The sequence below is a fragment of the Dyella sp. A6 genome (assembly GCF_036320485.1).
GTDB classification, from domain to species: domain Bacteria; phylum Pseudomonadota; class Gammaproteobacteria; order Xanthomonadales; family Rhodanobacteraceae; genus Rhodanobacter_A; species Rhodanobacter_A aluminiiresistens.
Genome location: NZ_CP132911.1, coordinates 969972 through 988148, shown reverse-complemented (window position 1 = coordinate 988148; position 18177 = coordinate 969972). Strand labels below are relative to the sequence as shown.

The following is an 18177-nucleotide window of genomic DNA, read 5'->3' as shown; positions in this document are numbered from 1 at the left end:
GCCCTGTCGCGTTGACCGTGGAAAACAGGCCGATGGACCCACGCGATGCGCACTTGTCCGAGACGGAGGACCGCGACATGAACAGCCTTGCCGCCCCGCTGGGCGAGGCCGAGTTGCTGACCCGCGACGAACGGGTGTTGCCCGCCTCGCTGGACATGTTCCTGGCCGGAGTGGAACGCCGCGCCTTCCGTGTCGCCGAAATGCATCTTGGGCACCGCGAGGACGCCCTGGACGCCGTGCAGGACTCCATGCTCCGGCTGGTGCGCCATTACCGCGACAAGCCGGCCGCCGAATGGTCGCCATTGTTCTGGGGTATCCTGCGCCGCCGCGTGGTGGACCTGCAGCGTCGCCGCAAGGTGCGCTCGATCGTGGTCGGCTGGCTGGGGGGCGGACACGACAGCAACGGCGACGAATTGCCGGTCTGGGAACCAGCCGATACCGGCCCCGGCCCGCTCGACCGGCTGCACGACGCACAGTCCTATGCCGACATGGCCGCCGCCGTGAAGAAGCTGCCGCAGCGCCAGCGCGAAGCCTTCATGCTGCGCGTGCTGGAAGGGCTGGACGTGGCGGAAACGGCCCGCGCCATGTGCTGTTCGGAAGGCAGCGTGAAAACCCATCTGTCGCGTGCCATGCACAACCTGCGCGACCAACTGGAGGACTGGCGATGAAACGCGCGTCAGACACATCGATCGAACAGCGTGCGCGCACGCTCTATCAGGAAGCGGGCCGCAACCTCGACCCGACCACCGCCGGGCGCCTGCGCGCTGCCCGCCGCCGGGCACTGCAAGCCGCGCTCGACCCCGCACCGCTCGGCATCCGCGCCCTGCTTCCGGTGGGTGCGCTGGCCGTAGCGGCGCTGGCGGCACTGATCGTCTGGCAGCCGCTGCAGCATGGCACGTCGGGCAACACTGCCGCCGGCGTCCACCACGCCGTTTCTGCAACCGACAACGAGCTACCGCCCGACCCCGACAGCAATATCGATCCCAACCTGTACCAGAACCTCGACTTCTACAGCTGGCTGGCGTCCACCAACGCCCCGCCCGCAGACACGCACTGACCGATGACCATGTCCCGCCCCGCCCTGCTGCTCTTGCTGATCCTGCTGCTCGCCCTGCCGCTGGGCGTCGTGCAGGCACAGCAGGCCACGGCCCATCCCTGGCAGAGCCTGACGCCTGCGGAGCAGGACATGCTGTCGCCGCTGCGCGACAAGTGGGACAACCTGTCACCGCACCGGCAGAACCACATGCTGAAGCGGGCCGAGCACTGGGTTACCCTGCCGCCCCGGCGGCGCGAGGAAATTCGCGAACGCATCGCACGCTGGCAGCGCATGACACCTGTGCAGCGCGCCCGCACACGGCGCGAACTGGAACGCTTCCACCGCCTGCCGCCCGAACGCCAGGCCGAGTTGCGTGCCGCGTTCAGGCGCTTCCAGCAACTGCCGCCCGACCAGCAGGAACGACTGCTGCGGCAATGGCATTCGCAGTCGCCGGCCGACCGCCGCGAATGGCTGCACCACATGGGGCCGAACGGCGCGCTACCGCCGCCGGACATGCGCCCATTCGGTGGCGCTGGCGGCGGTGGAATGGATGGTGGCCGCTTGGGCGGTGGCGGCGGTGGACCGAGCGGTCACCGCTGACCAAGCGCACCTCGCCGCTGGTCGGCGTCAGCCTCGGAACACCGGCTCGCCCGCGCGCACCACGCAGCTTTTTGATACCAGCTCGTCGTCGAAATCCGGCTGCAGCGCGCCATCGCGCAACAGCAGATCGACAAAATGGTGCACGTTGCGTGCATACATCTCGGAGGCATGCAGCGGTGCGCCCGCCGGCAGGTTGAGCGGACCGAGCACGGTGATGCCATCCTGCCGGACCCGCTCGCCCGGCCGGGTCAGCTCGCAGTTGCCACCGCTTTCGGCGGCCAGGTCGACGATCAGCGCACCGGGCTTCATGCCCGCCACCATGGCGGCGGTCAGAATCTTCGGCGCCGCTCGACCTGGTACCGCCGCCGTGGAAACCACCACATCGAACACCTTCAGGTGATCGGCCAGCGCCTGCTGCTGGGCTGCCCGTTCGTCGGCACTCAGCTCGCGCGCATAACCGCCGCTGCCCGCTGCGCTGACGCCCAGGTCGAGGAATTTCGCACCCAGCGACTCGACCTGCTCGCGGGTCTCCGGGCGCACGTCGTAGCCCTCGGTCTGCGCACCCAACCGACGGGCGGTGGCGATCGCCTGCAGGCCGGCCACGCCGGCGCCGATCACCAGCACGCGCGACGGCCGGATCGTGCCTGCTGCCGTGGTCAGCATCGGGAAGAACTTGGGACAGGCCTCGGCGGCAATCAGCATCGCGCGATACCCGGCCACGCCCGCCTGCGAACTGAGCACGTCCATCGCCTGCGCGCGGGTGGTCCGCGGCAGCAGCTCCAGCGCGAATGCGGTCAGCCGGCGCGCGGCGATCGCGGACAGGCGCTCGGCGGCACCGTAGGGTCGCAACTGGCCGACCAGCACCGCCCCCTCGCGCAGTTTCGCCAGGGCCGTGTCCGTTGGCGGCAGCACGCAAGCCAGCAGGTCGGCCGTCGTCAGCACGCTGTCGGCATCGGCAAACTCCACGTCGGGATAACTGCTGTCGGGGAACCCGGCCGACTCGCCCGCGCCGCGCTCCAGCAGCACGCGCAGCCCCTGCCCGCGCCACTTCTTCGCCACCTCGGGCGTGATCGCCACACGCCGCTCGGCGGCGGCGGTTTCGCGCAATGCGGCCACGGTGATCGGCATCGTGCATCCCCTGCGGACATGTGCGTCCATCCTAGCAGGGCGTTCGCCCCCGCGGATGCCGGCCGTGCCGCTTGCCCGGCGACCCGGTGCCGGGGGTAGACTGGCCCACCGACCGGCTTCAGGGCTGCGCGTCGCGGGCTGGCAAACCAGAGACCGCGATGCCGATGACCGAGACCGCCCAGACCCTGCTGCACGCCGCGCGCGATGCACGCGAACATGCCTACGCACCCTATTCGCACTTCGCCGTCGGCGCGGCGGTGCTGACCCGCGACGGCCGGCGCTTTGCGGGCTGCAACGTGGAAAACGCCTCGTACGGCCTGTGCAACTGCGCCGAACGCACCGCGCTGTTCGCCGCGATGGCGGCCGGCTGCAGGCGTGGCGACTTCGTGGCCCTGGCCGTCACCGCCGACACCCCCGCGCCGGTCTCGCCCTGCGGCGCCTGCCGCCAGGTGATCGCCGAGCTGTGCGACGCCGACATGCCGGTGTGGCTGGGCAACCTTGCCGGCGACATGCAGGAAACCAGCGTGGCCGCGCTGCTGCCCGGCGCATTCCGGCTCGAACCGGAGCCGGGCTGAGCCAGCTGCGCGGGTGCCACCTGAACCGCCGCGTTACCATGGCGGTTTCCGCGCCATCTATGCACACCATGACCGCACCCCTCGACCTGCTGCTGCAGCGCCACTCGATTCCCTCGCGCCAGCTCGACGAACCGGCACCCGACCCGGCCGCGCTGCGCGCGCTGCTCGAAGCGGCGATCCGCGTCCCCGACCACGGCAAGCTGGCGCCGTTCCGGCTGATCGAACTGCGCGGCGACGCCAAGCTGCGTTTCGGCGAACGGCTGGCCGCGCGCGCGCTGGCACGCGACCCCGACCTGCCGCCGTCGAAACAGGAAAAGGAACGCCTGCGCTATACCTTCGCGCCGCTGGTGATCGTGGTGGTCGCCTGCCTGCACCCGGAAAGCAGCGTGCCGGAAATCGAACAGGTGATGTGCGCCGGCAGCGTGGCCTACAACCTGCTGCTGGGCGCGCATGCACTGGGTTATGGCGCGCAGTGGCTCACCGGCTGGGCCGCCTACGACGACGAAGCCGCGCGCATCATCGGTCTGGGCGGGCACGAACGCACGGTCGGCTTCGTGCACATCGGCACGCCGCGCATCGACGTACCCGACCGCGACCGCCCCGTGCTGGACGAACTGCTCAGCAGCTGGACGCCATGAGCAGCGCCGCCCACCTGGTCGACGGCAGCCTGTACGTGTTCCGTGCCTGGCATTCGATGCCAGACGAGTTCTTCGACGCCGACGGCCATCCGGTCAACGCCGTGCACGGCTTTACCCGTTTTCTGTGCGAACTGCTCGAACGCACCCGCCCCGGGCACGTGGCGGTGGCCTTCGACGCCTCGCTCACCACCTCGTTCCGCAATGCGATCTACCCGCCCTACAAGGCCAACCGCGAACTGCCGCCGGCCGACCTGGAGCGCCAGTTCGTGCTCTGCCGCGAAGTGGTCGAGGCGCTCGGCGTGACGGTGCTGATCGACCACAGCTACGAAGCGGACGACCTGATCGGCAGCGCCCTGTGGCAGCTGCGGGCACACGGCATCGCCAGCGTCATCGTCTCGGCCGACAAGGACTTCGGACAGCTGCTAGGCGAGCACGACGAGCAGTGGGACTTCGCACGGAACCTGCGCTGGGGCCCCGCCGGCGTGTACGAAAAGCTCGGCGTGCACCCGCACCAGGTGGCCGACTACCTGGCCCTGTGCGGTGATGCGGTGGACAACATTCCCGGCGTGCCGGGTATCGGCGCCAAGACCGCGGCAGCCTTGCTTGGCCACTTCGACAACCTCGACAACCTGCTCGAACGCGTCGACGAGGTCGCCTTCCTGCGCATCCGCGGCGCGGCGGGTTGCGTCGCCCGGCTGCGCGAGCACAGCGACGCGGCACGCATGTATCGCCGGCTCACCCGCATCGCGCTGGACGCACCGGTGCCCTCCGACATCGACGGTCTGCGCCGGCGCGATGGCGATGCCGGCGCGCTGGAAAACCTCTGCGAACGCCTGCGCTTCGGCCCGCTGACACGCAGCCGGCTGACGGCGCTGGCCACCGGCAAGGACTGAAACTTGGTTAACCGCACGCAGCCGTCGCCAGCGGTTGCCTCGGCCCGGCGCGCGCGTCACCATGCATGCTGCCTCAGCGGCCCACCGAGCTCATGGATTCCGACACCCGACGCATACCGGCCGATGCCGACGATCACGCCGAAACCCTGTTCCAGGGGCGCTGGCTCACCCTGTGCAAGCGCGGCCGCTGGGAATACGTCGAGCGCAACAACCCGGCCGGTGCGGTCATCATCATCGCGGTGACTCCGGCTGACTGCGTGCTGTTCGTCGAGCAGTACCGCGTACCGATCCGCCAGTTCACCATCGAGATGCCCGCCGGCCTGATCGGCGACATCGCCGGCGAGGAAAACGAAGGCGCAATGCTGGCCGCCCAGCGCGAGCTGGAAGAGGAAACCGGTTGGCGCTGCGCCCGCGTCGAGTACCTGCATGCCGGGCCGTCGTCCTCCGGCATGAGCACCGAACAGATCACCTTCGTGCGCGCGCTCGACCTGACAAGAGTCGGCAGCGGCGGCGGCGACGATACCGAGAACATCGTGGTTCACGAAATTCCACGCAGTGAGGCAGGCGCATGGCTGTTCGAACGCGCGGCCGCAGGTTATTCCGTCGACCCGAAACTGTTTGCCGGGCTATGGTTCCTGGAGCACGCACCCACCGCCTGAGCCCCATGCAGCAGGCTCGCCGCACGTGACCGTGGCCGCGCCATTACGGCCAGCTTCTGCCAGCTGCGTTACGGAATCCGGCAAACATCCCTAAAGCTTTCCACCGGGCTGCCGATCCTAGGGCTGTCGTCGTCTTGCGACATGACTCTGACGGAAGCCCCATGAAAACCATGCTCGTTTCTGCCCTGCTGCTGCTTGCACCGCTGGGCGCCCATGCCGCTTGTTCCGCCACCAACTTCTCGATCCAGGACTTCAAGATCCGTCCGGTGTCGGGCGGTTTCGGTCCGCGGGTCAGCCTGAGCGGACAGCTTGTGAATAACTGCAGCGCCGCCGCAGCCGCCGAAATCCGCATCGTCGCCAAGGACGCCAGCGGCAACGTGCTGGCCACCAAGCAGGGCTGGCCGGCCGGTACCTCGAACATCGCACCGGGCAAGTCGGTGAGCTTCGATCTCGGCCGACTGTTCCGCTACCAGCCCGGCATGCAGGCATTCACCGCCAGCATCGGCAGCGTGCGCACCTGGTAAGCCGTGCCACGCCAACCGCGTTGAAAGAAGGCGCTTACTCCCCCGGCCGGCCGATGCCTCCCCGCTGACGCCACCGAAGCGACTTGATCGACCGAAATGCCCCCGGCCCTCTCACCGGGGGCATTTCGTTATGTGTCGTCGGCAAGCCTAATCGCCGGTGCGGCTGTACACGCGGCCGGTGTAATGACCTCGTGCGTCGATCGTCCATAGACGCCCAAGGCGGACGTAAATTCGCCGCCTCAATGCCCTTTCCAATGCCCATGCTTAGCAAGAAACTGGGAACGAAAAGGCATGAACAACGCGCCGCACAACAATTTCGATGCCTTGCGCCTCATTGGCGCCTTCCTCGTCCTGGTCAGCCATCAGTTCGCTTTGTCCGGGCGTTGGGAACCTAGGGTCGTCGGGGACCATTCGCTCGGCAACCTTGGCGTGCTCATCTTCTTCTCGATCAGCGGCTATCTAGTCACATCCAGTTGGCTGAGCGACCCGAACATTTTGCGCTTTACCGCCCGCCGTACTTTACGGATGGCGCCAGCCCTCTGCGTGTCCATGCCACTGACATGGACAGTGATTGCCGCGTTCGGGCTGACAGGATTCCCCAACAACCCTTGGCATCTTACCAACGGATCGCTTTGGACCATTAAATACGAGGTCGCCTGCTACGCACTCCTTCTGGTGGCGGGCGTGGCCACACGGCGTTCTTCCATCGTGCTGACCGCGAGCATTTTTTGTTACTTCGTGTTCTCGGGCCTGCAATCCGGAGAAACGATTCTGGCGTACTTCGGACTCTTCTTCGCCGCCGGGAGCCTGTTGCGAGCGTATCCGTACCTTCGCAAACCCTTGCCATCTCTGGTGTTCTTGGTTCTGGGCTATGCGCTCATTCGCATCGATCAGACAAAACTTGGCCTCGCATTCGTCGTTTCACCGCTGACGGTCGCGGTTGGCTTGCGGTCATGGCCTGGCCTGCGAAACATCTCGAAAATCGGCGATCTGTCCTACGGCATCTATATCTACGCATGGCCCGTGCAGCAAATAGGCGTTGCCCTGATAGGGAGGCAAACGCCCTACCTTGAGCTGCTGTCCATCACCGTTCCGGTGACACTCGCTCTAGCGACCGCCTCTTGGCACCTCATAGAAAAGAAAGCGCTGCGCTTCAAGCCGGGCCGGCGATCAGGAAACGCTATGCTAGGAAGCGTGAGCGTAGTGGTAGAAAGATAGCAGCAGCTCCCGAGATTCCCCCACCCTTCTGTGGGTGAACACCGAACTCATCGAGCAGCGGTGGCTCGTTTTTTTGAGCTGTTCCAAGAGGCGATGAGGTGGAATCTATTGCCATCGTCGCATCGGTGCTTCTTGGCCAAGATGCATCAACGAGTACACCCCAGCGTCTGAACGGAAACGTATTCAACCGCTAGTTGGTGTCGTTCGCGTCGGATGCCATGCCGACCTGCCAACATCGACAGCGCGCCGAACAGAATGCGGCACCTTGATGCTGGCGCGTGAGTCTGTCTTCAAGGACTTACTGGTAGCGATGTGCTTTGGGATGAACGTCAGCTACTGGCGACGACTCCTACCGCTTCACACACGGACCTCTGGACGCCAAACAGCGATGCGGACCACCCGTATCCGATAGTCGCATCACGGCCTGTTTCGATATCTGAGATAGTGCGCGTCCAGGGTTCTATGTGCGCCGCGCGTGTACCGGCACCCGGCACGATCGACCCGATTCAGTGCAGCACGAAGAAGCGGTCGAAGCCGGCCACGCGCAGGGTGCCGCGCAGGGCGCTGTCGATATTGACCAGGTGGATCTCGGTGCGCTCGTCGCCGGCGTGCTCGCGTAGAAGCAGCAGCATGCCGAGCGCCGAGCTGTCCATGCTGTTGACGGCTTCCAGGTCGATCACGTAGCGCCGCGCGCGCGGCACCTCGCCCAGGCAGGCGTCGTGGAAATCGCGATGCACCGAGAAATCGAAATGCTCGCCCAGTTGCAGGGTCAGGCAGTCCTGCTCGTTGTCGTGGTGAATGGTCAGGCTCATGAATACACTCCTCGGCGCCGTCGGCAAGGCGACGACACGGCAACGTCAAAACAGTTCGATCTCGCCCGCATCCATCGAGCTCTGCAGGGCCGGACCGCGTGCGCGCATCCGGGCTTTCTCGCGCTGCACCGCAAGGCGGGCACGCACGCGTCCGGCACGTTCGGTCAGCACTTCCGCGTCCACGTTCTCGCAGGCCAGCGCCTCGATGTCGCGGGTGCACTCCTCGGTCACGTCCTGCAGCTCGACCAGGCGCATGCGGGTCTGGTTGAGCAGCTGGCTGAGGATGTCCTCGAACTGCAGCGAGCGGATCGTGGTGGAAACGTCGCTCCCCAGGCCGATGTTGATCTTCACCGCCTGATCGGCCACCTCGCTGGTGCGCGCGTTGCTCTGCGTGACGTGCTCCATCATCGCGTCGATGCCGCCCTTGGCCGACAGCGCCACGTTCAGGTCCTGCGAGGCGAGCGCACCGACCAGCTTGCGCAGCTGTTCCATCGATATGCGGGCGCGCTCGACGTGGCTGCCGATCTGCTCGTTGAACTGGTTGGAATGACTGGCCAGGTTGCGGATCTCGCCGGCCACCACCGAGAAGCCCCGCCCGGCTTCGCCGGCACGGGCGGCCTCGATCGCCGCGTTCAGCGCCAGCAGGTTGGTTTCCTCGGCGATGGTGTTGACGTTTTTCAGCAGGCCGAACACCGCGTCCATTTCCTTGGCCATGCCGTCGATGCGGTAGACGATGCGCAGGCTTTCGCGGGAGAGCTGCACGATCAGACCGACGAAGTGCTCCAGCAGGTCGCCGGTGCGGGCGGCGAAGTCCTGGATCGAGACACCGTCTTTCTGGCCGTCGATGATCTGCTTCAGCAGCGACTGCTGTTCGCCGGTCTTGCGCGACAGGCCGTCGAAGCCGCCACCCAGCTCGGACACCGCGTCGCTCAGCAGCTCCAGCGCCTGGTGCAGCTCGCGCGAGGCATTGCCAAGCTCGTCGACCAACGCGCTGCGCACATCTTCAAGCGTGGCACGCACCGGTTCGTTGTCGACGGTGGCGACCATTTCGGGCTCGCTCGCCTGGTGTCGATGGGCTTCGACGATCCACGCGGCCGTCACCACCACCACCAGCAGCGGCGACAGCCATGGCGCGTGCCAGAACAGGCCCAACAGCAAGGCCAGCACGCTGGCGGCGAATCCGATCATGTAACGGGAAAACGGTAGGACTGACATGGGTTGATCCGGAAATCAGCAATGGGCAGCCGCGGCATGCGCAGCGGGAATGGTGTGGTGCGAAAGGGCCAGCAGCCGGGCCGCGATGCGATCGAGCGGAACCGCTTCGGGTGCGGCGTCCAGCTTCCAGGCCGAGCCCGGCATGCCCCAGACCACCGAGGTTTCCTCGTCCTGGACCAGGGTACGAGCGCCAGCCTGGCGCAGTTCGAGCAGGCCGCGCGCGCCGTCGTCGCCCATGCCGGTAAGCAATGCGGCCACCGTCACGGCGCCGACACTGGCAGCCATGGAACGGAACAGCACATCCACACTCGGCTTGTGCCGGTTGACCGGCGGACCGTCGTGCAGGCGACAGACGTATTTGGCGCCGTCCCACAGCACCAGCAGATGCTGGCTGCCGGGCGCGATATAGGCGTGGCCCGGCTGAATCGGCTGGCCGTCTTGCGCCTCGCAGACACGCATCGCCGAGCAGTTGTCCATACGCGCGGCGAACGGGCCGCTGAAGGCCGCGGGGATGTGCTGGGTGATCACGATCGGCGGCGCATCGGGCGGCATCGATTCCAGCACCACGCGAATCGCCTCGGTGCCGCCGGTCGACGCGCCGATCGCGATGATCGGACTGCCGCCGCGGCTGCCGACCGCCTGCGAACGCGGCAGTACCGCATCGGCGCTCAGCCGTGGCGCTACGTCGAGCTTGCGCACGGCGGTGCGTTGCCGCGGGCGGGCCCGCGCTGCCGCCTTGACCTTACTGCAGATGTCTTTGGCGGCCGCCTCGAAAGTGCCAGCCAGGTCGCTGCCCGGCTTGGTGAAGAAATCCACGGCGCCCAGTTCCAGCGCGCGCAGGGTCACGTCCGCCCCCTGCTGGGTCAGCGACGAGATCATCACCACCGGCATCGGCCGCAGGCGCATCAGGTTCTCGAGGAAGGTCAACCCGTCCATGCGCGGCATCTCGACGTCCAGCGTCAGCACGTCGGGGTTGAGCTGCTTGATCTTTTCGCGGGCGATCAACGGGTCGGGTGCGGTGCCGACGACCTCGATATCCGGATCGGAGGCGAGCATGCCCGACAGGAGCTTGCGCACCAGTGCGGAATCATCGATGACCAGGACACGCACTCTTTCCATTGCCGGGATTCTCGTCTGTTCTTTTTGGGCGGTTGTTCCGGCCTTGCGGCCGCCGCCATCACGGTTGGAGCGTTCAGAACAGCTCCACCTCACCCTTTATCGGATCATTCGCCAAACGCTTGAGGTATTGCGACTCGCCCGCCACCAGCACGGTGTCCTGATGCCGCTTGAGCTGGCGCACGCGCACGCGGCCGCTGGTCGGGAAGAACTGCACCTGGCGCGGATACACGTCGCCCAGGTCGGATGCCGTCAGCCGCAGGCCCTCGGTCTCGATGTAGTGCTGCACGAACTCGATGTTGCGACGACCGACATCGGTCATCTGGGTCAGCACGCGACCACCACCGAAGACCTTCACCTCGAGGTCCACACGCTGGCTACCGACCTTCAGGATCGCGTTGATCAGCTGCTCCATCGCGTCGTTGCCGTAGCGCGCCGCACGCCCCACCACCAGCGCCCAGTCGTCACGCGCGCCGGTCGCACCGCTCGGTGCAGGCAGCATGAAATGGTTCATGCCGCCGATGCGCCGGCGCGGATCGAAAATGCAGGCGGAGATGCAGGAGCCGAGCACGGTGGAAACCACCTCGTCCTGCATGCTGACGTAGAACTCGCCCGGCAGCACCTTCACCGTGTGGCAGCTCTGCGCGCTGTCCCAGAACCGGCGAAGATGTTCGAAGCCCGGCAGCACCGGGTTTTCGGCCAGCCTGGGCGCGACCGTGTTCACGACCGTTTCCGGTAGGTGGTCCGGCCGACCAGTTCGAATGCGTCGGAAAGTCCGTGCATCGACTCCGAGTGGCCAAGGAACAGATAGCCACCGGGACCCAGCAGACCGGCGTAGCGCTCGAACAGGCGCTTCTTGGTTGGCTGGTCGAAATAGATCACCACGTTGCGGCAGAAGATCGCATCGAACGGCCCCTGCATGGGCCAGTCGTGCAGCAGGTTAAGGGGCAGCACGCTGACCAGCTCGCGCAGTCGCGGGTGCACGCTGGCCAGGCCTTCGTAATCGCCTGCGCCACGCAGGAACCAGCGCTTGCGTCGCTCCTCGCTGACCCCGCCCAGCCGGTCCAGCGGATAGACACCCTGGCGCGCCTGGCCCAGCGCACGGGGCGACAGGTCGGTCGCCAGAATTTTTGTGTCGACCGTGGCTCCGGTGCGGGCCAGCGCTTCGGCCACCACCATCGCCAGCGCGTAGGGTTCCTCGCCGGTGGAACAACCGGCCGACCAGATGCGCAGACGGTCGCCTTCGCGGCGCTTGTGGTCCAGCCACTGCGGCAGCAGTTCCTGCTCCAGCAGTTCGTAATGGTGGATCTCGCGGAAGAACGAGGTGACGTTGGTGCTGATCGCACTGGCCAGCTCGCCCAGTTCGCCGTCGGGGTCGCGCTGCAGCAGTTCGCAGTAGCTGCGGAAATCCTTCAGCCCCAGGCCACGCAGGCGGCGCAGCAGGCGACCCTGGACCAGCTGCCGCTTCTGCTCGCTCAGCGCGATGCCGCAATGGCGGTGGACGAACTCGCGCAGGAAGCCGAACTCGGCATCACCCAGCATCGGGCCGCCAGCCACCGTCGCGACGTCGTCGTCCAGCATGCTGACGGCCATCGGCTCAGAACTCCTTCCAGGCGTTTACGTCGGTCGTCTCGCTGACGGCCGGCGCGGGCGCGGCGGCCTTGCTGCGCACTGCGGCGAACACGGCCTCGGCCTCCTCGACCACCGACGACTTGCGTGCCGGTGCACGGGCCGGAGTCGTATCGCCGTCGTCGCTGCCGGTCAGCTCGAAGAAACCCACCTGCTGGCTCAGTTCGGCGGCCTGCTCCTGCATCGAACGGGCGGCGGCGGCGGCTTCTTCGACCAGCGCGGCGTTCTGCTGGGTCATTTCGTCCATCTGCAGCACGGCGTGGTTGACCTGGTCGATACCGGCCGACTGTTCCTGACTGGCCGCGGCGATCTCGGCCACGATGTCGGTCACCTTCTTCACGCTTTCGACGATGTCGGCCAGCGCCTTGCCGGACTGATCAACCAGCGACGAACCGGTCTTCACCTTGTCCACGCTGTCCTTGATCAGCACCTTGATCTCCTTCGCCGCACCGGCCGAACGCTGCGCCAGGTTGCGTACCTCGGCGGCGACCACCGCGAAACCGCGGCCCTGTTCGCCGGCGCGGGCCGCTTCCACCGCCGCATTCAGCGACAGCAGGTTGGTCTGGAAGGCGATCTCGTCGATCAGGCTGACGATGTCGGCAATCTTGCCGCTGGACTGGTTGATCTCGCGCATCGCGTCGACCGTCTGCGCCACCACGTCGCCACCGCGCTCGGCCTGCTCGCGGGCACCGCGGGCCAGCTGGTTGGCGTGGCTTGCATTCTCGGCGTTCTGCTTCACGGTGGAGGTCATCTCCTCCATCGAGGATGCGGTTTCCTCCAGGCTCGACGCCTGTTCCTGCGTGCGCTGGCTCAGGTCGTCGTTGCCGCGCGAGATCTGCTGGGCGGCCGTGCTGACCGCACTGGAGCCGTGGCGCACTTCGTTGACGATGGCGCTGAGGCGCTCGTCCATGGTACGGAAGGCATCCAGCAGCTCGCCCATCTCGTCGCGGTGCTTCACCTTGATGTCATGGCCCAGCTTGCCGCGGGAGATCGCACGGGCGATCTCGCCGGCATAGCTCAAGGTACGGGTGATGTAGCGACTCAGACTCAAGGCCATGAACAGCGACAGCAGCAGGCCCACCACCAGCGCGCCGATGCAGGCGACGCGGATCACCTGGAAACGCTTGAGCTGGTCGGTATAGACCTTCTCGGCCGCCGCGCGCTGCAGGTCGACCATCTTGTTGAGCGTATCCTGGCGCATCATCATCAACGGACGCACTTCCATTTCCAGCGTGTCGCCCGCGCCCGGATCGGCCTGCTTCAGCGCATCCGTCATGTCCTTCAGCGCGCTTTTGTAGTCGCTGTCCGTGGACGAATAGTTCTTGAACTGCTTGAGCAGGTCGGCATTCATCGGGAAACCGGCGACCTGCTTGCGCAGCGCGCTGACCTTTTCGCGGTACTTCTCGAACTCGGCCATCTTCTGCTTCAGCTGGGCCGGCTTGGTGACGACGCTGGACGCTTCGCCCAGCACCAGGAAGGACATCAACGAATGTTGCGCCAGCTGCGCGGTGACCTGCGCCGGGATGATTTCGTCGTTGTACATCTGACGCATGTTGTTGTTCTGCATCTGCATCGAGCCGAGGCCGACCACGGCACCGGCGATCAGCATCAACACCAGCATGCCCAGCACGATGCGCAGACGGCCGCGAACCGTGAGGGCGGAGATCTTCAATTTGAATTTCGGCATCTTCATGGTGATTCCTGTCAGGCCACGGCTTTCACATCGGACACCGCAGGCAGAGCGGCCTCCAGCATCTGCGCGTCCTGCGGCTGCAACAGCTTCTCCACGTCCAGAAGAAGCACCATGCGCTCCGCCATCGCGGTCAGTCCCTTGAGGTACTCGGTATCGACCGTGGTGCCCATGTCGGGCACCGGCCTCATCGCCGACGGCTCGATATCCAGCACGTCGGAAACACTGTCCACCACCACACCGAACAGACGTCCGCCGACGGTGATGATCACCGTCACGGTGGTGGCGTCATAGGCTTCGCGCTCGAGTCCGAAACGCAGGCGCAGGTCGATGACCGGTACGATCGCGCCGCGCAGGTTGAGGACGCCCAGCACATAGTGCGGCGCCTGCGGAATGCGCGTGACGGGTGTCCAGCCGCGGATCTCGCGCACGGCCAGGATGTCGATACCGTATTCCTCCTGGGCGAGATTCACGGCCAGGTACTGCGATGATGCTTCGCTTTGGGCGTTGTCGGACATGGTGTGCCTCGGTCGCGGGGTGCCCCGTGACACCCCATGCTATGGATGAGATCGGCGTGCGGATGCGGAACTTGAGTCCCGCATCCGCCAAAAACTCAGAATTCGCTCCAGCCCCCGGCCGTAGCCGGCTCGCGCACAGGTGCGACGGGACGTGCCGCGACGGGCGCCGCGACCTTGGCCACGCTGGGCCGCGATGCCGAGCGCACCGGCCCGGGCGGTGCCGCGTCGGCCCCGGACAGGCGGAAGAAGCGCACCTGGCCGGCCAGCAGCTCGGCCTGTTCCTGCATGGCGCGGGCAGCGGCGGCGGCTTCCTCGACCAGCGCGGCGTTCTGCTGGGTCACTTCGTCCATCTGGGTGACGGCGCGATTGACCTGGTCGATGCCAGCAGACTGTTCCTGGCTGGCCGCGGCGATCTCGGCACCGATATCGGCCACCCGGCGCACGCTGTCGACAATGCCGTTCAGCGCCGCCCGCGATTCATCGACCAGGACCGCGCCAGTGCGCACCTTCTCCACACTGTCGCCGATCAGCGTCTTGATCTCCTTGGCCGCACCGGCCGACCGCTGCGCCAGGTTGCGCACTTCGGTGGCGACCACCGCGAAGCCGCGCCCCTGCTCGCCGGCACGTGCCGCTTCCACCGCCGCGTTGAGCGACAGCAGGTTGGTCTGGAACGCGATCTCGTCGATCAGCTGCACGATCTCGGCGACCTGGTTGCTGGATGCCTCGATCGCGCGCATCGCGTCACTGGCCCGGCCGGCCACCTCGCTGCCGCGCTCGGCCTGTTCGCGCGCGCCGCGGGCCAGCTGGTTGGCGTGGCCGGCGTTGTCCGCGCTCTGCCGCACGGTGGCGGTCATCTCTTCCATCGACGCAGCCGTCTCTTCCAGGCTCGACGCCTGTTCCTGCGTGCGCTGGCTCAGGTCGTCATTGCCCTGGGCGATCTGCCGCGCCGTGGACGACACCGCCTGCGAGCCGCGCTGCACTTCGCCGACGACCTCGACCAGCTTGTGGTACATGCGCTGCATGGCATGCAGCATGCTGCCCGGCTCCGCTGCCAGCCCGGCTTCGCCGTCCAGCGCCAGGTCACCATCGGCCATGCGGTTCATCAGGCCCACGGCCATGGCCGGCTCGCCGCCGATGCTGTCGCGGATGCTGCGCATCGACAACCACACCACGCCGATCACCAGCAACGCGACCAGCAGGGCCCGCAGCAGGCTATCCTCCAGCATCTGCCGGAACTGCGCGTTGATGTCGACATAGTAGGCGCCGGTGGCGACATGCAGGTCCCACGGCCGGTACCACGCGCTGTACGCGATCTTCGGCTCGTTCTTCTTGGTGCCCGGCATCGGCCACACGTATTGGGTCAGGCCGTGGCCATCGCTCAGGTCGGCCTTCACCATGGCCTGGTACATGTGCTTGCCGTTGATGTCGGCGCCGTTCCTGATATTGGTACCGACCAGCTTGGGCATCACGCCGTGCATGCGCATCACGTAGTTCGAGTCGAACGCGAACAGGTAGCCGACGCCGTGGTCCCAGCGCAGCTTGGCCAGGTCGGCCAGCGCACGCTTCTCGGCTTCCTGCTGGCTGAACTCGCCGGCCTGGGCACGCGCCCGGTAACTGTCGAGCAGCGACGTGGCCGTGGCCACCTCATCGCTCAGGGCGCGGGTGCGCGCCTGCATCTGCAGGTTGCGGCTTTCCAGCGCGGAAATCACGGTCAGGGCGACCAGACCGGCGATGACGAACGCGATCACCAGCCACACCCGTGCCCGCAGGCTCAGGCGACCAACGTATTTCAGAGGAGACTTCACGATAGGACCTATCAGAATGAGGGGCAGAAAGTGGAGCCCGGCTTCATTCCCTGTACTGCACACCGCCATCGGTTGCGATGGCGGTCTTGGCTTCCTGTCACGACGGGGTGGAACGTTGGCGACCCGCTATCAGGCCGCTTTGCGCCTGCTCTGCAGACGGACCAGGCCGGCGACATCCACGATCAGCGCCACCGAGCCGTCGGCCAGGATGGTGGCACCCGACACGCCCTGCACGCGTCGATAATTGGCTTCCAGCGATTTCACAACGGCCTGCTGCTGACCGACCAGACGGTCCACGAACAGGCCGACCCGGCCGCCCTCGGCCTCGACCACGACGATCAGCCCTTCGGCGACGTCGCGCACCGCTCCGGCACAGCCGAAGACTTCATGCAGACGGATCACCGGCAGGTATTCGCCACGGAAGCGGAACAGCTCGCCACCGCCGACCACACCGCGCACGGCATCGGCCTTCACCTGCACCGACTCGACGATCGACACCAGCGGCACGATGTAGCTTTCCTCGCCCACGGCGGTGGTCAGCCCTTCGATGATCGCCAGCGTCAGCGGCAACGTGATGGTGAAGGTGCTGCCCTTGCCGGCCACGCTGCGCACGACCACCGTGCCGCCGAGATCGGCCACGTTGCGGCGGACCACGTCCATACCCACGCCACGACCGGAAAGGTCGGTGGTCACCGAGGCGGTGGAGAAGCCTGGCTGGAAGATCAGGTCGGCGACCGCTTCGTCGCTGAGTCCTTCGCCGCTGGGAATCAGGCCACGCTCGACCGCCTTGGCCACGATCGCGTCGCGGTTCAGGCCGGCGCCGTCGTCGAGCACTTCCACCACGATGCTGCCACCGCGATGGAAGGCCTCCAGGGTCAGCGTGCCGGTATCGGACTTGCCGTTGGCGGCACGCTTTTCCGGTGTTTCCAGACCATGGTCGATCGCGTTGCGCACCAGGTGCACCAGCGGATCGCCGATTTTTTCCAGTACCGTCTTGTCCAGCTCGGTCTGTTCGCCGACCAGCTCCAGCTTGACCTGCTTGCCCAGCTTCTGGCTGATGTCGCGCACCATGCGCGGGAAGCGGTTGAACACCGACGCGATCGGCAGCATGCGGATGCCCATCACGCTTTCCTGCAGCTCGCGCGTATGCCGCGCCAGCTGGGCCAGGCCCTGTTCCAGCATGGCCAGCCGCGAGGCATCGACGCCTTCGCGGAAGGTGTCGAGCATGGACTGGGTAATCACCAGCTCGCCCACCAGGTTGATCAGTCCGTCGATCTTGTCGGTCGACACACGCACCGAACCGGATTCGGCGCTCGCGGCGCCAGCGGCGGCACGCGGAGCATCGGCAGCAGCCGCTGCGGGTACGGCCTTCGGCGTCGCTGCCGGAGCCGCTTGCGGCGCCTGGCTCACGCCATGCACCGGTTCGATCGAGAGATCGCATTCGCCTTCGACCCAGTCGAACACTGCGGTGATGGCGTCGCGCTTGACCGGACCATGCAGCTGGAGGGCCCAGCCGATATGACATTCGGTGGGATCGAGCGCGTCCAGCGCCGGCAGCCGGTCCAACTCGGCACTGACGTCGAGACGGCCCAGCTCGCCCAGCTCGCGGATCAGCCGCAGCGGGTCGTTGCCGCCTGCCGGCATGCCCGGGTGCGGGCGGAAACCGATCGTCCAGGCGTCGGCCTGGTCCAGCGCACGGCGCGCCTGCGCCGCAGCCGGTTCGCCGCGCCCCATCGCCGCCGCCAATTCACGCCGCAGGCCGTCGGCCACCTCGTCGTTCAGGGGCTGCCCGGCCTGGGCACGGGCAAACATCGAACGCAGGCAGTCGACGGTCCGCAACAGCAGCTCGACGATCGCCGAATCGATCTGCCGCTTGCCGCTGCGCACTTCGTCCAGCAGCGACTCGGCCTCATGGGTGAACGATGACATCTCCGGAAAACCGAAGGTCGCCGCACCACCCTTGATCGAATGGGCGGCGCGGAAAATGCCGTGCACCAGCTCCGCGTCGCCACCTTCGTCGAGCGCGAGCAACGACGACTCCATCATGTCGAGCCCTTCCAGGCTCTCTTCGATGAATACCTGTTGGAACTGCGCCAGTCCGCCGTTGCTCATGGATACATC

The 18177-nt window shown here is 66.6% G+C and carries 19 protein-coding genes; 9 read left to right on the top strand and 10 right to left on the bottom strand.

Going from position 1 to position 18177, the window contains the following annotated elements:
- Window positions 1-77: 77 nt before the first annotated feature.
- From RA164_RS04145 to RA164_RS04135, 3 genes are read left to right on the top strand one after another with little or no spacing between them, the layout of a single operon-like run.
- Complete coding sequence (locus tag RA164_RS04145; RefSeq protein ID WP_329742711.1) at window positions 78-668, top strand: RNA polymerase sigma factor; 591 nt, start codon at window positions 78-80, stop codon at window positions 666-668.
- Window positions 665-1057 (top strand): hypothetical protein, encoded by a 393-nt coding sequence (locus tag RA164_RS04140; protein ID WP_329742710.1) that lies wholly within the window; start codon window positions 665-667, stop codon window positions 1055-1057. The genes RA164_RS04145 and RA164_RS04140 overlap by 4 nt, the downstream gene beginning before the upstream one ends.
- Window positions 1058-1066: 9 nt before the next feature.
- Window positions 1067-1636 carry a DUF3106 domain-containing protein gene (locus RA164_RS04135; protein ID WP_329742709.1) on the top strand — a complete coding sequence of 190 codons (570 nt, stop codon included), beginning with the start codon at window positions 1067-1069 and terminating at the stop codon, window positions 1634-1636.
- A 27-nt stretch (window positions 1637-1663) separates the two neighbouring features.
- On the opposite strand, the gene RA164_RS04130 is transcribed toward RA164_RS04135, so the two are convergent.
- The gene (locus RA164_RS04130; protein ID WP_329742708.1) at window positions 1664-2764 is read right to left on the bottom strand and encodes an NAD(P) transhydrogenase subunit alpha; all 1101 of its coding nucleotides are present in this window, start codon (window positions 2762-2764) and stop codon (window positions 1664-1666) included.
- A gap of 158 nt (window positions 2765-2922) precedes the next feature.
- Here RA164_RS04130 and RA164_RS04125 point away from each other — a divergent pair, with 158 nt between their 5' ends.
- The 6 genes from RA164_RS04125 (at window position 2923) to RA164_RS04100 (ending at window position 7271) form a co-directional block, all read left to right on the top strand.
- The gene (locus RA164_RS04125; RefSeq protein WP_412731065.1) at window positions 2923-3339 is read left to right on the top strand and encodes a cytidine deaminase; all 417 of its coding nucleotides are present in this window, start codon (window positions 2923-2925) and stop codon (window positions 3337-3339) included.
- Between the two features lie 68 nt (window positions 3340-3407).
- Entirely contained in the window at window positions 3408-3977 is a 570-nt protein-coding gene (locus RA164_RS04120; RefSeq protein WP_329742706.1) for a nitroreductase family protein, read from the top strand.
- Window positions 3974-4870 (top strand): 5'-3' exonuclease, encoded by an 897-nt coding sequence (locus tag RA164_RS04115; protein WP_329742705.1) that lies wholly within the window; start codon window positions 3974-3976, stop codon window positions 4868-4870. The genes RA164_RS04120 and RA164_RS04115 overlap by 4 nt, the downstream gene beginning before the upstream one ends.
- 92 nt (window positions 4871-4962) lie before the next feature.
- Window positions 4963-5529, top strand: a complete 567-nt coding sequence (locus tag RA164_RS04110) for an NUDIX hydrolase (RefSeq protein ID WP_329742704.1) — start codon at window positions 4963-4965, stop codon at window positions 5527-5529.
- A 161-nt stretch (window positions 5530-5690) separates the two neighbouring features.
- The gene (locus tag RA164_RS04105) at window positions 5691-6053 is read left to right on the top strand and encodes a hypothetical protein (protein WP_329742703.1); all 363 of its coding nucleotides are present in this window, start codon (window positions 5691-5693) and stop codon (window positions 6051-6053) included.
- Window positions 6054-6344: 291 nt separating this feature from the next.
- Window positions 6345-7271, top strand: coding sequence for an acyltransferase family protein (locus tag RA164_RS04100; RefSeq protein WP_329742702.1), 927 nt, complete (start codon window positions 6345-6347; stop codon window positions 7269-7271).
- A gap of 506 nt (window positions 7272-7777) precedes the next feature.
- On the opposite strand, the gene RA164_RS04095 is transcribed toward RA164_RS04100, so the two are convergent.
- The 9 genes from RA164_RS04095 to RA164_RS04055 all read right to left on the bottom strand — a co-directional run bounded on the left by RA164_RS04095 (window position 7778) and on the right by RA164_RS04055 (window position 18168).
- Window positions 7778-8083 (bottom strand): STAS domain-containing protein, encoded by a 306-nt coding sequence (locus tag RA164_RS04095; protein ID WP_329742701.1) that lies wholly within the window; start codon window positions 8081-8083, stop codon window positions 7778-7780.
- Window positions 8084-8128: 45 nt separating this feature from the next.
- Complete coding sequence (locus tag RA164_RS04090) at window positions 8129-9298, bottom strand: methyl-accepting chemotaxis protein (protein WP_329742700.1); 1170 nt, start codon at window positions 9296-9298, stop codon at window positions 8129-8131.
- Between the two features lie 15 nt (window positions 9299-9313).
- Window positions 9314-10417 (bottom strand): protein-glutamate methylesterase/protein-glutamine glutaminase, encoded by a 1104-nt coding sequence (locus RA164_RS04085; protein ID WP_329742699.1) that lies wholly within the window; start codon window positions 10415-10417, stop codon window positions 9314-9316.
- A gap of 73 nt (window positions 10418-10490) precedes the next feature.
- Window positions 10491-11138: a chemoreceptor glutamine deamidase CheD gene (cheD, locus tag RA164_RS04080; protein WP_329742698.1), complete on the bottom strand. Its 648-nt coding sequence runs from the start codon at window positions 11136-11138 to the stop codon at window positions 10491-10493.
- Entirely contained in the window at window positions 11135-12007 is an 873-nt protein-coding gene (locus tag RA164_RS04075; RefSeq protein ID WP_329742697.1) for a CheR family methyltransferase, read from the bottom strand. Before RA164_RS04075 ends, cheD begins: the two co-directional genes overlap by 4 nt.
- Before the next feature lie 4 nt (window positions 12008-12011).
- Window positions 12012-13736, bottom strand: coding sequence for a methyl-accepting chemotaxis protein (locus tag RA164_RS04070; RefSeq protein ID WP_412731064.1), 1725 nt, complete (start codon window positions 13734-13736; stop codon window positions 12012-12014).
- 11 nt (window positions 13737-13747) lie between these two features.
- Complete coding sequence (locus tag RA164_RS04065; protein WP_329742696.1) at window positions 13748-14251, bottom strand: chemotaxis protein CheW; 504 nt, start codon at window positions 14249-14251, stop codon at window positions 13748-13750.
- Window positions 14252-14346: 95 nt separating this feature from the next.
- Window positions 14347-16056 carry a methyl-accepting chemotaxis protein gene (locus RA164_RS04060; RefSeq protein WP_329742695.1) on the bottom strand — a complete coding sequence of 570 codons (1710 nt, stop codon included), beginning with the start codon at window positions 16054-16056 and terminating at the stop codon, window positions 14347-14349.
- Window positions 16057-16185: 129 nt separating this feature from the next.
- Entirely contained in the window at window positions 16186-18168 is a 1983-nt protein-coding gene (locus tag RA164_RS04055) for a chemotaxis protein CheA (RefSeq protein WP_329742694.1), read from the bottom strand.
- Between the last annotated feature and the right edge of the window lie 9 nt (window positions 18169-18177).

Bases quoted from the DNA above. Each gene is read 5' to 3' on its own strand.
- RA164_RS04145 (WP_329742711.1), top strand. From the start codon at position 78: ATGAACAGCCTTGCCGCCCCGCTGGGCGAGGCCGAGTTGCTGACCCGC.
- RA164_RS04140 (WP_329742710.1), top strand. From the start codon at position 665: ATGAAACGCGCGTCAGACACATCGATCGAACAGCGTGCGCGCACGCTC.
- RA164_RS04135 (WP_329742709.1), top strand. From the start codon at position 1,067: ATGTCCCGCCCCGCCCTGCTGCTCTTGCTGATCCTGCTGCTCGCCCTG.
- RA164_RS04130 (WP_329742708.1), bottom strand. From the start codon at position 2,764: ATGCCGATCACCGTGGCCGCATTGCGCGAAACCGCCGCCGCCGAGCGG.
- RA164_RS04125 (WP_412731065.1), top strand. From the start codon at position 2,923: ATGCCGATGACCGAGACCGCCCAGACCCTGCTGCACGCCGCGCGCGAT.
- RA164_RS04120 (WP_329742706.1), top strand. From the start codon at position 3,408: ATGACCGCACCCCTCGACCTGCTGCTGCAGCGCCACTCGATTCCCTCG.
- RA164_RS04115 (WP_329742705.1), top strand. From the start codon at position 3,974: ATGAGCAGCGCCGCCCACCTGGTCGACGGCAGCCTGTACGTGTTCCGT.
- RA164_RS04110 (WP_329742704.1), top strand. From the start codon at position 4,963: ATGGATTCCGACACCCGACGCATACCGGCCGATGCCGACGATCACGCC.
- RA164_RS04105 (WP_329742703.1), top strand. From the start codon at position 5,691: ATGAAAACCATGCTCGTTTCTGCCCTGCTGCTGCTTGCACCGCTGGGC.
- RA164_RS04100 (WP_329742702.1), top strand. From the start codon at position 6,345: ATGAACAACGCGCCGCACAACAATTTCGATGCCTTGCGCCTCATTGGC.
- RA164_RS04095 (WP_329742701.1), bottom strand. From the start codon at position 8,083: ATGAGCCTGACCATTCACCACGACAACGAGCAGGACTGCCTGACCCTG.
- RA164_RS04090 (WP_329742700.1), bottom strand. From the start codon at position 9,298: ATGTCAGTCCTACCGTTTTCCCGTTACATGATCGGATTCGCCGCCAGC.
- RA164_RS04085 (WP_329742699.1), bottom strand. From the start codon at position 10,417: ATGGAAAGAGTGCGTGTCCTGGTCATCGATGATTCCGCACTGGTGCGC.
- RA164_RS04075 (WP_329742697.1), bottom strand. From the start codon at position 12,007: ATGGCCGTCAGCATGCTGGACGACGACGTCGCGACGGTGGCTGGCGGC.
- RA164_RS04070 (WP_412731064.1), bottom strand. From the start codon at position 13,736: ATGAAGATGCCGAAATTCAAATTGAAGATCTCCGCCCTCACGGTTCGC.
- RA164_RS04065 (WP_329742696.1), bottom strand. From the start codon at position 14,251: ATGTCCGACAACGCCCAAAGCGAAGCATCATCGCAGTACCTGGCCGTG.
- RA164_RS04055 (WP_329742694.1), bottom strand. From the start codon at position 18,168: ATGAGCAACGGCGGACTGGCGCAGTTCCAACAGGTATTCATCGAAGAG.